14 protein-coding genes are annotated in these 13,411 nt (G+C 42.6%); 6 read left to right on the forward strand and 8 right to left on the reverse strand.

Annotation, left to right across the window (positions count from 1 at the left end):
* The first annotated feature begins 104 nt into the window (after nt 1-104).
* A complete protein-coding gene (locus GWK51_RS03820; protein ID WP_161932708.1) occupies nt 105-1,346 on the forward strand; it encodes an OmpP1/FadL family transporter in 1,242 nt (413 codons plus the stop codon).
* Nucleotides 1,347-1,407: 61 nt separating this feature from the next.
* Here GWK51_RS03820 and thrH read toward each other — a convergent pair whose 3' ends face one another.
* Nucleotides 1,408-2,025: a bifunctional phosphoserine phosphatase/homoserine phosphotransferase ThrH gene (gene thrH / locus GWK51_RS03825; protein ID WP_100242187.1), complete on the reverse strand. Its 618-nt coding sequence runs from the start codon at nt 2,023-2,025 to the stop codon at nt 1,408-1,410.
* Nucleotides 2,026-2,226: 201 nt separating this feature from the next.
* Between thrH and GWK51_RS03830 the strand changes: the two genes are divergently transcribed.
* Together GWK51_RS03830 and GWK51_RS03835 are read left to right on the forward strand one after the other, a co-directional pair.
* Nucleotides 2,227-2,958, forward strand: coding sequence for a phosphoadenylyl-sulfate reductase (locus GWK51_RS03830; protein WP_161932709.1), 732 nt, complete (start codon nt 2,227-2,229; stop codon nt 2,956-2,958).
* A gap of 176 nt (nt 2,959-3,134) precedes the next feature.
* On the forward strand, nt 3,135-4,514 hold the full coding sequence (locus tag GWK51_RS03835; RefSeq protein ID WP_161932710.1) for a WS/DGAT/MGAT family O-acyltransferase: 1,380 nt from the start codon (nt 3,135-3,137) through the stop codon (nt 4,512-4,514).
* Nucleotides 4,515-4,573: 59 nt separating this feature from the next.
* On the opposite strand, the gene GWK51_RS16450 is transcribed toward GWK51_RS03835, so the two are convergent.
* The 6 genes from GWK51_RS16450 to GWK51_RS03860 all read right to left on the reverse strand — a co-directional run bounded on the left by GWK51_RS16450 (nt 4,574) and on the right by GWK51_RS03860 (nt 9,333).
* Complete coding sequence (locus GWK51_RS16450; RefSeq protein WP_374531483.1) at nt 4,574-4,747, reverse strand: PA1571 family protein; 174 nt, start codon at nt 4,745-4,747, stop codon at nt 4,574-4,576.
* 141 nt (nt 4,748-4,888) lie between these two features.
* On the reverse strand, nt 4,889-6,343 hold the full coding sequence (gene rng / locus GWK51_RS03840) for a ribonuclease G (protein WP_161932711.1): 1,455 nt from the start codon (nt 6,341-6,343) through the stop codon (nt 4,889-4,891).
* Between the two features lie 39 nt (nt 6,344-6,382).
* The gene (locus GWK51_RS03845; protein ID WP_161932712.1) at nt 6,383-6,949 is read right to left on the reverse strand and encodes a Maf family nucleotide pyrophosphatase; all 567 of its coding nucleotides are present in this window, start codon (nt 6,947-6,949) and stop codon (nt 6,383-6,385) included.
* Nucleotides 6,937-7,428: a rod shape-determining protein MreD gene (mreD, locus tag GWK51_RS03850; protein WP_161932713.1), complete on the reverse strand. Its 492-nt coding sequence runs from the start codon at nt 7,426-7,428 to the stop codon at nt 6,937-6,939. Before mreD ends, GWK51_RS03845 begins: the two co-directional genes overlap by 13 nt.
* Nucleotides 7,415-8,272 carry a rod shape-determining protein MreC gene (gene mreC / locus GWK51_RS03855; RefSeq protein ID WP_100242181.1) on the reverse strand — a complete coding sequence of 286 codons (858 nt, stop codon included), beginning with the start codon at nt 8,270-8,272 and terminating at the stop codon, nt 7,415-7,417. Before mreC ends, mreD begins: the two co-directional genes overlap by 14 nt.
* Nucleotides 8,273-8,286: 14 nt before the next feature.
* A complete protein-coding gene (locus GWK51_RS03860; protein WP_016165348.1) occupies nt 8,287-9,333 on the reverse strand; it encodes a rod shape-determining protein in 1,047 nt (348 codons plus the stop codon).
* A 133-nt stretch (nt 9,334-9,466) separates the two neighbouring features.
* On the opposite strand from GWK51_RS03860, the gene gatC reads away from it, so the two are divergent.
* The 3 genes from gatC to gatB are packed head-to-tail and all read left to right on the forward strand — an operon-like array spanning nt 9,467 to nt 12,778.
* Nucleotides 9,467-9,781, forward strand: coding sequence for an Asp-tRNA(Asn)/Glu-tRNA(Gln) amidotransferase subunit GatC (gene gatC / locus GWK51_RS03865; RefSeq protein ID WP_142769409.1), 315 nt, complete (start codon nt 9,467-9,469; stop codon nt 9,779-9,781).
* A gap of 52 nt (nt 9,782-9,833) precedes the next feature.
* Complete coding sequence (gene gatA, locus GWK51_RS03870) at nt 9,834-11,312, forward strand: Asp-tRNA(Asn)/Glu-tRNA(Gln) amidotransferase subunit GatA (RefSeq protein ID WP_161932714.1); 1,479 nt, start codon at nt 9,834-9,836, stop codon at nt 11,310-11,312.
* A complete protein-coding gene (gene gatB / locus GWK51_RS03875) occupies nt 11,312-12,778 on the forward strand; it encodes an Asp-tRNA(Asn)/Glu-tRNA(Gln) amidotransferase subunit GatB (protein ID WP_142769411.1) in 1,467 nt (488 codons plus the stop codon). The genes gatA and gatB overlap by 1 nt, the downstream gene beginning before the upstream one ends.
* Before the next feature lie 50 nt (nt 12,779-12,828).
* On the opposite strand, the gene GWK51_RS03880 is transcribed toward gatB, so the two are convergent.
* A complete protein-coding gene (locus tag GWK51_RS03880) occupies nt 12,829-13,410 on the reverse strand; it encodes a HEPN domain-containing protein (protein ID WP_161932715.1) in 582 nt (193 codons plus the stop codon).
* Nucleotide 13,411: the final 1 nt, after the last annotated feature.

Below are 13,411 nucleotides of genomic sequence, written 5' to 3' on the forward strand. Positions count from 1 at the left end.
TGACTTAGTTCAATGAATGAACAGCGTAGTGCATTTACTCTTTTTTAAATTATGTTACCTTCCCTTAACTTTTAGTTACAAAGCGATATCAGGGAAAAATATCCATGAAGCTTAGCGTCCTCAAAAAAGCAATTTTACTCAGCCTTATTCCTACGACATCAACATTTGCCGCGGGTCTTGACCGTTCTGGTCAATCCATTGCAGCTTTCCTGCAGCCAGGAAACTACTTTGAAGCAGGTATTTCTGTATTAGATCCAAATGTTTCAGGCAAAGATAAGGATGGGAATCATACGGGTGACATGGCTGGAGACTATTACTTCCCTCATGCCGCTTTGAAAGTCCAAGCCACGGAGCATTTCTCTGTTGGTTTAATCTATGATCAGCCTTATGGTGCAGATGCAAAATATTCTGGAGATAGCGGTTTTGTAGAGAATGGCCCAGTTCCATTCAACGGTGGTACATCCGTTGTTGTAGACACCCAAAACTTAAATTTATTAGTGGGTTATCAACCGAATGAAAACTGGAACTTATATGCAGGTGCCGTATATCAAACAGTAGATGGAACAGTTTTACTTCGTGGTAAAACCTATAGTGTCCTCAATGGTTATGATTTTAGAACAGGTGAAGATGAGTCTGTCGGCTGGTTGGCGGGTATTGCCTATCAAATTCCTGAAATTGCCTTAAAAGCATCAGTAACCTATCGTGCAGAAATTAAGCATAAAATGAATGCTTATGAGCATTTTGGCGCAGCTGGTTATATTTCGATTCCTGGAGCAAAGCCTGTAGCCGATTTATTAAATCAAAAAATGGCTGCTCTAAATGCATCTTCAGGTGATGAAACTGAATTAACTACACCGCAATCAGTCAATATCGACTTTCAAACAGGTATCATGGCAAATACTGTGGCATTTGCCAATGTACGCTGGGTAGACTGGTCAAAATTCAAAGTTCAACCATATAAATTTGGTCAACTCTCACAAATCGTAGGCAATCTTCCTGGTATTAATAAACCAAATGGCTTTAACCTGATTGACTATAAAGATGACCAAATTTCTGCAACTGTTGGTTTGGGACGTAAATTCAGTGATCGTTGGAGTTCTAATATCTCTGTAGGTTGGGACTCTGGTGCAGGTAACCCTGTGACGACACTGGGTCCAACAGAAGGCTTCTGGAGTGTGGGAACTGGTGTACGCTTCTCGCCTGCTGAAAATTACTTCATCGGTGCAGGCGTGAAATATTACTGGTTGGGTGATGCAGATGCCGTTACGGGTGCTCATTCGGAAGCAGGAACATTTACTGACAACAATGCCATCGCCTATGGTTTAAATGTCGGCTATAAATTCTAAAACCTAGAATTTATATAAAAAAAGACGGACTTATCAGTCCGTCTTTTTTATTGAATATTATTTACGCTGGAATATCACGTACAGATGCGTTACGAATTGCTTCTTTTAATGCTGCATAGCCATTGATTGGTGGAAATTGTGGAAATTCAGCAATCACATTTTCTGGTGCATCAAACAAGAAACCATGATCAGCTTCACCCAACATAGTGGTGTCATTATAAGAATCACCTGCTGCAATCACACGGAAATTCAAACCATGAAGTGCTTTTACCGCCTGACGTTTTTGATCAGGTTGACGTAATTTATACGCTGAAATCATGCCTTGTTCATCTGTCTCTAACTTATGACAGAAAATCGTTGGCCAGCCTAATTGCTTCATGAGTGGATGCGCGAACTCATAGAAGGTATCTGAAAGAATAATCAATTGAAAATGCGTGCTCACCCATTCCACAAATTCTTTTGCACCTGGGAATGGCCCCATTTCTGCAATCACTTCTTGGATATCATCCAAACCTAAATTATGTTGCTTTAACAAATTCAGACGTTGCGTCATCAACACATCGTAGTCAGGAATATCACGTGTTGTCGCTTCTAGTTCTTTAATCCCAGTTTTTTTTGCAAAGTTGATCCAAATTTCTGGAACTAACACACCCTCTAAATCAAGACAAACGACTTCCATGATTACCCTCAACTGTCTATGAAAAAAATTTGGACTATAATAGCATCAACTTATGATTCTGTAGCTGCTGTTTTTTAAATCTATTTTTTTCATAAGCATTTATTTTTTAATGCTAAGTAGAAATATTCAATTCCATTAGAATATTTTTAAAATCTTTTAATATAGGTTTTGAAGTATCCAAGCCTATAGCCAGGAACTCTCATGACTGCTATCCCTACTGTCGATCATATTGATGCGCTTGCATCTGAATATGCAGATAAATCTCCAAGTGAAATCTTGGAACTTGCTCTGAATCAAGAAGGTGAAATTGCCATTTCTTTTTCAGGTGCAGAAGATGTTGTCCTTATTGATATGGCTACCAATTTGGGTAAGCCCTTCCGTGTTTTCAGCTTAGACACAGGACGTTTACATCCAGAAACGTATCAATTTATTGAAACTGTGCGTAAACATTACAACATCAATATCGAAATTTGCTTCCCTGAATCCGAAGCCGTGCAAGCACTGGTTAATGAAAAAGGCTTGTTCAGTTTCTATCAAGATGACCATAAAGAATGCTGTGGTATTCGTAAAGTCCAACCTTTACGAAAAAAACTGGCGACCTTAGATGGCTGGATTACCGGTCAACGTAAAGACCAAAGCCCAGGCACACGTACTGAAATCCCTGTGGTTCAATCTGATGTCGGTTTTTCTGGTCCAGGTAAACAGTTGATTAAGTACAATCCTTTGGCAAACTGGTCAAGTGCAGATGTCTGGAACTATATTCGCATGATGGAAATTCCATACAACCCATTGCACGAACGTGGTTTTATTTCAATTGGTTGCGAACCTTGTACTCGCCCAGTATTGCCGAATCAGCACGAACGTGAAGGTCGCTGGTGGTGGGAAGAAGCCACTCATAAAGAATGTGGTTTACACGCTGGCAATTTAAAATAATTATTTGTCAAGAAAAAGTCACTGAATCTACAGTGGCTTTTTTTTCGCTAGATTCAGCCAATAAACCCATAACTATTGTAAGTAAAAGAAGCTATACTCAAATCAAGTTTGATAATTCTAACAAGGTAACTCAGATAGGAGTTGCCCAAAGAAATTGCAGTGAGGCAATCAAAATTATGCGCCCATTACATCCGATAGACTTTATTTTTCTGTCTTTAGAGAAACGGCAACAACCGATGCATGTTGGGGGACTATTCCTCTTTCAAATTCCCGACAATGCACCAGAGACCTTCATCCAAGACCTTGTCGCAGATATCCGTAATTCTAAATGTAATCCAGTTCCACCCTTCAATAACAAACTGAATGGATTATTGTGGGATGAAGATGAGGAATTTGATCTCGATCATCACTTCCGCCATATCGCACTGCCACATCCAGGTCGAATTCGTGAATTATTGACTTATATTTCACAAGAACATAGTGCCCTGATTGACCGTGCCAAACCACTCTGGACCTGCCATATTATTGAAGGAATTGAAGGCAATCGCTTTGCCATGTACTTTAAAATCCATCATGCCATGGTGGATGGTATTGCAGGCATGCGTCTGGTTGAAAAATCATTGTCCCATGATCCAAATGCGAAAAGCATCGTGCCACCATGGTGTGTAGAAGGACCACGTGCCAAACGACTGAAAGAACCGAAAGCCAGCCGCATGAAAAAAATCTTCGGTGGTTTGATGCAACAAGTCGAAGCAACACCAATTGTGATGCGTGAACTGTCTAAAACAGTGATGAACGACATGGGACGTAATCCCGATTATGTTTCAAGCTTTCAGGCACCCAGCAGTATTTTGAATCAACGAGTCAGCTCGTCACGCCGCTTTGCAGCACAATCATTTGAGTTTGACCGACTGCGCCATATTGCAACCTCACTCAGTGTCACCATTAATGATGTGGTACTTGCCATCTGCTCGGGTGCATTACGCGAGTATTTACTGAGTCAAAATGCCTTACCCAAGAAACCTTTGATTGCAATGATCCCCGCTTCGATTCGTGATGATGATTCGGAGGTATCTAACCGCATTACCATGATTCTGGCGAACTTAGCTACGAATAAAGAAGACCCGCTTGAGCGCCTACAAGTCATTCGTCGTAGTGTTTTAAATGCCAAAGAACGCTTTAAACGCATGAATTCTAGTCAGATTATGAATTACAGCGCGTTTGTTTATACAGCAGCAGGTTTAAACATTGCATCTGGACTGATGCCAAAACGTCAGGCATTTAACTTGGTGATTTCCAATGTGCCTGGACCACGTGAACCTTTGTATTGGAATGGTGCGAAGTTAGATGCGCTTTATCCAGCCTCGATTGTTTTAGATGGACAAGCCCTGAATATCACCATGACCAGTTATCTAGATAAGCTTGAAGTCGGTCTGACGGCATGTCGTGTTGCCCTGCCGAAAATGCAGAACTTATTGACACATTTGGAAGAAGAAATTCAACGCTTTGAAAGTATTATTGGGGTGAAAAACCCAAAGTTGAAAGCGGTAAGTTAACCGCTGAAACGAATGACAAGAATTAAGTAGAATAAAATAAGGGGCTTCACATGAGCCCCTTAAGCTTTAATACTGCGACACTGTTTCAGTAACTGATGGCACACCGAACGAATCATGGCTGTTGTAATTTGGGTTTCTTTACCCTGTTCGTCAACGATATAACCTGTATGCACGGTTTTGTTATCTAGCACGTGCTTGATACCTTGTTTGATAATTTTTTCACTCATGCCCATATCACACCTCTTCTTGCTAAGACTAAATGTTCTCATCAGGATTCATTTAGTTTGGCTACTTGGTATGAGTAGTATTGAAAAAACCAGCTCGAAAGTAAAATTTCAGTTGTAACAAGTGTTTAACGATATCCTGTTACAATTTCAGCTCAAAATGATATCGTATTGCTCTTGCGTATATAAATTTTCCACCTGAAATTTAATGACACGATTAATAAAATGCTCCAAATCCGCCACTGCTGGGGCTTCTGCGGTCAATAGTCGATCAATAACGGATGGATGTGCAACGACAGTAAAGCCACTCTGTGATTCAAATGCACGGGTATATCGCAAGATTTCTCGAAAGATTTCGTAACATACCGTCTCTGCAGTTTTCACATAACCACGTCCCTGACAGGTCGGGCATGATTCACATAATAAGTGCTCCAATGACTCACGCGTACGCTTACGTGTCATTTCGACCAAACCTAACTCAGACACCTGAGTAATTTTGGTCTTGGCATGATCACGTTCCAACATCCGATCAAACTGGCTCATTACCTCTTCACGATGCTGAGCTTCTTGCATGTCAATGAAATCGATAATGATAATGCCGCCCAAATTACGTAAACGTAACTGGCGCGCAATCACCTGTGTCGCCTCCATATTGGTTTTAAACACCGTATCTTCCAGTGTTCTGCCGCCAACATATGAGCCTGTATTGACATCAATTGTGGTCATGGCTTCAGTCTGGTCAATCATGAGATAACCGCCCGACTTTAAAGCAACCCGAGTTTGCAAGGCTTTTTGAATGTCTTCTTCGACATTGTACAAGTCAAAAATCGGACGTTCACCTGGATAATGAATCAGACGATTTTGAATATTCGGGACAAATTCCTGCACAAATTCCTGCAATTTCGTATGAATCTCGCGCGAATCGACATAAATTTTTGAGGTGTTTTCATTGGCCAAATCACGAATGATGCGTTGCGGCAATGGAAGCTCTTCAAAAATCAATGAAGGCACCGCAATGCTTTTTTGTTTGCGCTGAATGTATTCCCACAACTTGGCGAGGTAAGCCATATCCTGTGCAATAGACGCTTCATCAATGCCTTCCGCAGCAGTACGGACAATGACTGAACCCGGCAATTCATGCTGTGCTTGAATTTTCTCGATGATAGAGCGTAAACGATCACGTTCTTCTTCAGATTCAATCCGTTGCGAAACACCAATATGATTTCCAAAAGGCATCAGCACCAAATAACGCGAAGGAATTGAAAGATCGGTACTGAGTCGCGCCCCTTTGGTTCCAAGCATATCCTTCATGACTTGTACGGTCAGAATTTGCCCCGGCTGCAGTAACTCAAATACATTTGGAATTGGCTGGTTTCGTGGCCAGACCATATCATTGATATGTAAAAAAGCAGTACGCGACAAGCCAATATCGACAAAAGCCGCCTGCATCCCCGGCAAAACACGAACCACCTTGCCTTTATAAATATTGCCTACCAAACCCCGTTTTACAGTGCGTTCAACATAAAGTTCGTTGACCGTACCATTTTGGATTAACGCCACACGACACTCCATAGGTGTGACATTAATCAGTAACTCGTCAGACATAATAAGACTCAAAACATTATAAAAATTTTTGTTTCGCCATTAATTTAGGACCTTAATGGCTTTGAATAATTCGACTGTCTCATGTAACGGCAAACCAACCACGTTGGTATAACTGCCTTCAATACGGGGGATATAACGCGAAGCAAGCCCTTGAATGGCATAGGCTCCCGCTTTCCCTTCGGGTTCCCCAGTTGCCCAATAGTCTTCCATATCTTTCAGGCTTAATACTTGAAATTCGACTTGGGTACGAACCACTATACTTGAAATTTGCGCAGATGTGCGCACACAAACACCAGAAAATACATCATGTTTTCTGCCTGATATTTTTTGCCACATTTCAAAGGCATGCGCTTTAGATTCTGGCTTGCCTAAAATCTCGCCATCGACACTTAAACTGGTGTCTGCGGCAATAATTACGGCATCGGGGAAATGTTGTTGCACGGCTGCAGCTTTTTCACAAGCCAAGCGCTGCACATATTCGGATGCAGTTTCATCCTGCAGCACACATTCATCAATATCAGGGCTATAAATTGAGAAGTCTAGACCGAGCTGCTGTAGCAGCTCACGTCGACGGGGTGAACTAGAAGCGAGAACTAAACGCGCCATCTTTTCAGCACAAAATAAACCAGTGGCCACACCAAAATACTGGTGAGTAGTGGCTGCCAATGTCGAGCAAAGGAGAACTGGATGCCGCCCAAAATCTGCGCCACCCACATCATGAACAGGTAAGCCAAAATGGCCAATGCGGCAATGACCCACAGATTGGCAAAGGTCAGTACACGACGTTCACGAATCAGAAAGCGCGCCACGAAGCTAATCACTACAAAACACAAGGCATTTAAACCTAGGGGGGCATCCATCAGCATATCGACAAAAATACCCGTGCCGAAGGCAAACCAAACGCCACACCATGTCGGCTGACACAGCACCCAGAACAGCATCACCATCATCATAAACAATGGACGCCAGCCTGAAGCCGTATAAGCCAGTGGATAAACCATGAGCACCGATGCCGCAATCACCGAAAAGATGATTGGAAATAGCGGATCTTTGCGCTTTTCTTGACGTAACTTAGCGATTGGCATGTGGTTGCTCCATCGCCAATGAATCGGAGAACAGCACCACCACATGATGTCCGCTGGCTAACTGCGCAGCAGGCACCACATCAATCTGTGCAAATTCACCTGTCGTATGTCGGCTGACTTTAGACACAGTGCCGACCAAATATCCTGCTGGGAAATGCGCCCCTAAACCTGAGCTATACACTTTTTCACCCACCTTAATATTGGCACTGGTTGGCACGTATTCCATCTTCAGATGCCCTAAATCACCTGTCCCCGAAACAATGGCACGCATACCTGTATATTCGAGGCGTACCGATAAAGAATGGTCTTTATCGGAAAGCAACATGACACGGCTACTGTGCGGATAGACATTGATGATTTGCCCCATGATGCCTTTATCATCCAGAACTGTTTGTCCAACCTTTAAATTGTTGGTCGAACCGCGGTTAATGACAATAATATGGCGCAGTGGGTCCGCATCAGTGCCAATCACTTCCGCAATTTCCATACGACCATCAATGATTAACGGCGTATCCAGCAAACCACGTAAACGGGTATTTTCCGCAGAAAGCTCCGACAGCTTTTGCAAACGCACTTGCGCTTGCAACAGTTCTGCCTGCATAGCCGTGTTTTCACGACGCAATTGTGCTTCGGACTTGGTTTGCTGACTTAGCCATTCGCTGGACAAGACAGGATAGCTCGCCAATGCATAAATCGGGTTATATGCCGCGTACAGGACATCTCTTGCAGGCTGTATCACATGAGGTAAGCGCCAGTTAAAAAACAGCACCACCAAACATGTTACAACCGCAATGATAAATGAGCGAAATGATGGGGGCTGCCTAGAAAACAAATTTGTTTGCACAGCCAAATCCTTAATTAACCAACAAACAACATGTCGTGATTTGGATTATCAAAGAATTCTAAAACTTTACCGCCACCACGTGTAACGCAAGTTAAAGGATCTTCCGCAACAACTACTGGCAATCCAGTTTCCTGAGCCAATAATTTGTCTAAGTTACGTAGCAATGCACCACCACCCGTCAACACAATACCGCGCTCTGCAATATCTGAAGATAATTCTGGTGGAGTTTGTTCTAATGCAGATTTCACTGCAGACACAATGCTTTGTAATGGATCAGAAATTGCTTGAGTAATTTCGTCCGAAGTCACAGTAATCGCGCGAGGAACACCTTCCGCCAAGTTACGACCACGAACTTCAATCTCTAAAGTTTTACCATTTTCGTCTGGTAATGCCATACCGACTTCTTTTTTGATATTTTCAGCAGTAGTTTCACCAATCACGCAGCCATGTGCTTTACGAACGTAATTAATGATTTGTTCATCAAATACATCGCCACCCACGCGTAAAGAGTCTGCATAAACACAACCTTGCAATGAAATAATTGCAATTTCAGTTGTACCACCACCCACATCGACCACCATCGAACCGCATGCTTGCTCTACAGGTAAACCTGCACCAATTGCAGCAGCCATTGGCTCTTCAATTAAACGTACATCACGCGCGCCTGCATTGAATACAGCCTCACGAATAGCACGACGCTCAACTAAAGTCGATTTGCAAGGCACACACACCACAACACGTGGTGCAGGTGGGAATAAGCGCTTTTCATGCACTTTACCAATAAATTGGTTGAGCATGGTTTCAGTCACTTCAAAATCAGCAATGACACCGTCTTTCATTGGGCGAATTGCAGAGATGTTCGCCGGAGTACGACCAAGCATTTGCTTCGCATCAAGACCAACAGCGGCAACAATTTTTTGTGAACCACTGTGACGAATCGCCACAACTGTTGGTTCATTTAATATAATGCCTCGTCCTGGTGCATAGATAAGTGTATTTGCTGTACCTAAATCAATGGCGAGATCTGGCGAAAACAAGCCAATTAGTCGTTTTAGAATCACGGGGTCGTTCTCAGTTTTACTATATGTGGACGCAAGGTGGCAACTTTAACTAAATGTGATGCTTTGAACAAGTCAATCGCTTATTATAACGCACGATATTTTGAAATTTTTTGATACTGAATTAGGTGATGTTATGTCTACATCGGATGCACAGCATTCAGCAGATTTAAATGCACAAACAGTTTCAGCAATCGCCAATCTTGCTCGATTGTCGCTAGATGATACGCAATCTGCTGAATATGCTCAAAGTTTAAATAAAATTTTAGGCATGATGGAAACCCTAAAAGGCATCGACACCGAGGGTGTTGAGCCATTGAAGAGCCCTTTTGACAATCCACAGCCGTTACGTGAAGACGTGGTAACTGAGCAGAATCATCGTGAAGAATATCAAGCTGTTGCACCTGCTGTTGAAGCAGGCTTGTACCTTGTACCTCGCGTAATTGAATAATTTCCGCTCAGTTAAGCATTTTTTTTAAATTAAACGTAAAGAATTATTTCTCATGACCGATTTACATCGCTTATCGATTCGTGAACTTGCTGAGGGTTTGGCACAAGCTCAATTCTCTTCTCGCGAACTGACTGCACATTATTTAAAACGTATCGAAAAAATTGATACGCGCGTGAATTCCTATATCAGCGTGACAGCTGAGCAAGCCTTGGCACAAGCAGATGCGGCTGACGCACTGCGTCAAGCGGGTCAAGCCTCTGTATTGACGGGTGTGCCGATTGCACATAAAGACATTTTTTGTACCCAAGGTATTAAAACCTCTGCGGGTTCTAAAATGTTGGACAACTTTATCTCTCCTTATGACGCAACTGTGGTTGCCAAAGGTAAAGCTGCGGGTCTGGTGACTTTAGGTAAAGTCAACATGGACGAGTTTGCCATGGGTTCAACTTCTGAGAACCCTTTTTATGGCGCAACGAAAAACCCGTGGAATTTAGAACATGTTCCGGGCGGTTCGTCTGGCGGTTCGGCAGCAGTAGTGGCTGCTGACCTCGCACCGTTTTCTACAGGTACGGATACGGGTGGTTCAATCCGTCAACCAGCATCTTTCTGTGGTTTAACCGGTTTAAAACCGACTTATGGCCGTGTGTCACGTTTCGGCATGATTGCCTATGCATCATCAATGGATCAAGGCGGTCCAATGGCACGTTCGGCAGAAGACTGTGCTTACCTGATGAATGTGATGGCAGGTCACGATGCCAAAGATTCAACCTCTATAGTGAAAGAAGTTGATGACTACGTTGCGAACCTGAATGCAACGCCTGTAAAAGGCTTACGCATTGGTATTCCAAAGCAATACTTTAATGTAGCGGGTTTAGACGCTGATGTGAAAGCGCGCGTTGAAGAATCGTTGAAAAAGCTGGAAGAAATGGGCGCGACCTTGGTTGAGATTGATCTCAACATGACCGAAGCCTATGTTCCAACCTATTACCTGATTGCCCCTGCGGAAGCATCTTCTAACTTATCTCGTTTTGATGGCGTGCGTTATGGCTACCGCTGTGAAAACCCAACCGACATTTTAGACCTATATAAACGTTCACGTTCTGAAGGTTTTGGTGCCGAAGTGCAACGTCGTATCCTGATTGGTACATATGCATTGTCTGCGGGTTATTATGATGCGTACTATGTCAAAGCACAGAAAGTTCGTCGTTTAATCCAACAAGACTTCTTAAAAGCCTTTGAATCGGTTGATGTGATTGCTGCACCTTCTGCGCCAACCACAGCGTATAAAATTGGTGCGAACCTTAGCCCTACAGAAATGTATTTAGGCGACATTTACACCCTTGCGGTGAACTTGGCAGGTCTGCCTGCGATTAACGCGCCTGTTGGCTTTGACCAAGCACAATTGCCTGTTGGCTTACAGTTAATCGGTAACTACTGGTCTGAATCACAATTATTGTCTGTGGTACATCAGTACCAACAAGTGACAGACTTCCACACCCAACGTGCGGCAATTGCTGAGGAGAATGCATAATGGCTGAAGCTCAAAAGTTGAAATTGATTGACGGTTGGGAAGTCGTTATCGGGATTGAGATTCATACTCAGCTTGCAACCAAATCTAAAATTTTCTCCGGTTCTTCGACTGAATTTGGTCAAGATCCAAATACCCAAGCGAGTTTGGTTGACTTGGCGATGCCGGGTGTACTGCCTGTTTTAAACAAGCAAGTGGTGGATTTGGCAATTCGTTTTGGTTTGGGTATTGATGCCTACATCGACCAAGCCTCTGTGTTTGCGCGTAAAAACTACTTCTACCCTGACTCACCGAAAGGCTACCAAATTAGCCAGATGGACAACCCGATTGTGGGCTTGGGTCATATTGACATTCAACTTGAAGATGGCTCGACCAAACGTATTGGCGTGACCCGTGCCCATCTTGAAGAAGATGCAGGTAAATCGATTCACGACCAGTTTGAAGGCATGTCGGGCATCGACTTGAACCGTGCAGGTACACCTTTACTTGAAATCGTGTCTGAACCAGACATGCGTTCGGTGGAAGAAGCGGTTGCCTACATTAAAGCGATTCACACACTGGTACGTTGGTTAGGTATTTCTGACGGTAACATGGCAGAAGGTTCTTTCCGTGCTGACTGTAACGTGTCTTTACGTCGTCCGGGTCAGCCTTTTGGTACGCGTTGTGAATTGAAAAACCTCAACTCATTCCGTTTCATTGAACAAGCGATCAATGTTGAAATTGAACGCCAAATGGAAATTTTGGAATGGGATGGCACGGTAGATCAAGAAACGCGTCTGTTCGACCCTGTGAAGATGGAAACGCGTTCAATGCGTTCTAAAGAAGAAGCGAACGATTACCGCTACTTCCCAGACCCAGACTTGTTGCCTGTGATTATTCCAGATGCGCAAATTGAAGCAGCGCGTGCGGCATTGCCTGAGTTACCTGCGGCACGTCGTGAGCGCTTTGTAGCTGACTTTGGTGTGACTGAGTACGATGCGCACGTGTTAACGCTAACACGTGAAATGTCTGAGTTTTATGAAGCTGTGGTTCAAGCTGCTGGCGGTGCTGCTCAAGGTAAAGTGTCTGCAAACTGGGTGATGGGCGAATTCTCGGGTGCTTTAAACAAAGCAGGCTTAGAGTTGGCGGATTCCCCTGTTTCGGCTGAACAGTTGGGCGGTATGATTGCACGTATTGTTGACAATACCATTAACGGTAAGATTGCGAAGCAAGTATTTGGCTTTATGTGGGAAGAAGGCAAAACTGCCGATGCCATTATTGCTGAAAAAGGCTTGAAGCAAGAAACCGATACTGGCGCGATTGAAGCGATTATTAAAGACGTGCTTGCAGCCAACGAGAAGATGGTTGAGGAATACAAGTCTGGTAAAGAGAAAGCCTTTAACGGTCTTGTGGGTCAAGTGATGAAAGCTGCAAAAGGCAAAGCTAACCCTGCGCAAGTGAATGAATTGATGAAGAAATTGATTGGTTGATTTGATCTATTTTGAAAAAGAAAACCCGCTTTAGAGCGGGTTTTCTAATATTAGCAATACTCTTTTTGAAAAAAATTACAGATTGAATTATATATAAACACAGAATACTCTAAGGAATCCTCAAACAGTTTATAAATAGACTGGATTTCTCTTTGTAAGCTGTAATTATGAATACCTTCATGAACAATTAAATTTCTCAATTGGCCTAACTCTAAAAAAGCATCCTGCTTCAATTTCAGATTGCTATCATTCTTTATTTGATCTGCTATATATTTCTTGAAACTTTCTCCAAATGCACCATAAAAAGGACCAGCACTTTTGTTTTTCCAATCAAACATAGTATGAAATTTCCTATCAACAGCTTGAGTCTTAATAAAACTCTTAGTTAAAGGATTATTTCCAGACAAAAAATTAGGTAAAAAATCAAGCCATTTTTTTTCAAACGAATTCGAACATGCTATTACAAAACTTTTAGTATATAAATTATTATATCCAGAATAAAAAGATGCCAAATCAACATTTTCAGACAACAAAATATTTAACGCTTTATTGTCTTCAATATAATCATTATACATTAAATGTATAGTTCGAAATTCTGCTGATTTTAGATAACTTTCACTATCAAAATTCACA

It is taken from the genome of Acinetobacter kanungonis (assembly GCF_009939195.1).
In the GTDB taxonomy this organism is placed as follows: domain Bacteria; phylum Pseudomonadota; class Gammaproteobacteria; order Pseudomonadales; family Moraxellaceae; genus Acinetobacter; species Acinetobacter kanungonis.

What these genes read in the sequence shown, in the direction of transcription:
- gatC (WP_142769409.1), top strand. Translation starts at nt 9,467, where the DNA reads ATGTCTACATCGGATGCACAGCATTCAGCAGATTTAAATGCACAAACA.
- thrH (WP_100242187.1), bottom strand. Translation starts at nt 2,025, where the DNA reads ATGGAAGTCGTTTGTCTTGATTTAGAGGGTGTGTTAGTTCCAGAAATT.
- GWK51_RS03820 (WP_161932708.1), top strand. Translation starts at nt 105, where the DNA reads ATGAAGCTTAGCGTCCTCAAAAAAGCAATTTTACTCAGCCTTATTCCT.
- GWK51_RS03830 (WP_161932709.1), top strand. Translation starts at nt 2,227, where the DNA reads ATGACTGCTATCCCTACTGTCGATCATATTGATGCGCTTGCATCTGAA.
- gatB (WP_142769411.1), top strand. Translation starts at nt 11,312, where the DNA reads ATGGCTGAAGCTCAAAAGTTGAAATTGATTGACGGTTGGGAAGTCGTT.
- mreD (WP_161932713.1), bottom strand. Translation starts at nt 7,428, where the DNA reads ATGCCAATCGCTAAGTTACGTCAAGAAAAGCGCAAAGATCCGCTATTT.
- rng (WP_161932711.1), bottom strand. Translation starts at nt 6,343, where the DNA reads ATGTCTGACGAGTTACTGATTAATGTCACACCTATGGAGTGTCGTGTG.
- GWK51_RS16450 (WP_374531483.1), bottom strand. Translation starts at nt 4,747, where the DNA reads ATGGGCATGAGTGAAAAAATTATCAAACAAGGTATCAAGCACGTGCTA.
- GWK51_RS03835 (WP_161932710.1), top strand. Translation starts at nt 3,135, where the DNA reads ATGCGCCCATTACATCCGATAGACTTTATTTTTCTGTCTTTAGAGAAA.
- gatA (WP_161932714.1), top strand. Translation starts at nt 9,834, where the DNA reads ATGACCGATTTACATCGCTTATCGATTCGTGAACTTGCTGAGGGTTTG.
- GWK51_RS03845 (WP_161932712.1), bottom strand. Translation starts at nt 6,949, where the DNA reads ATGGCGCGTTTAGTTCTCGCTTCTAGTTCACCCCGTCGACGTGAGCTG.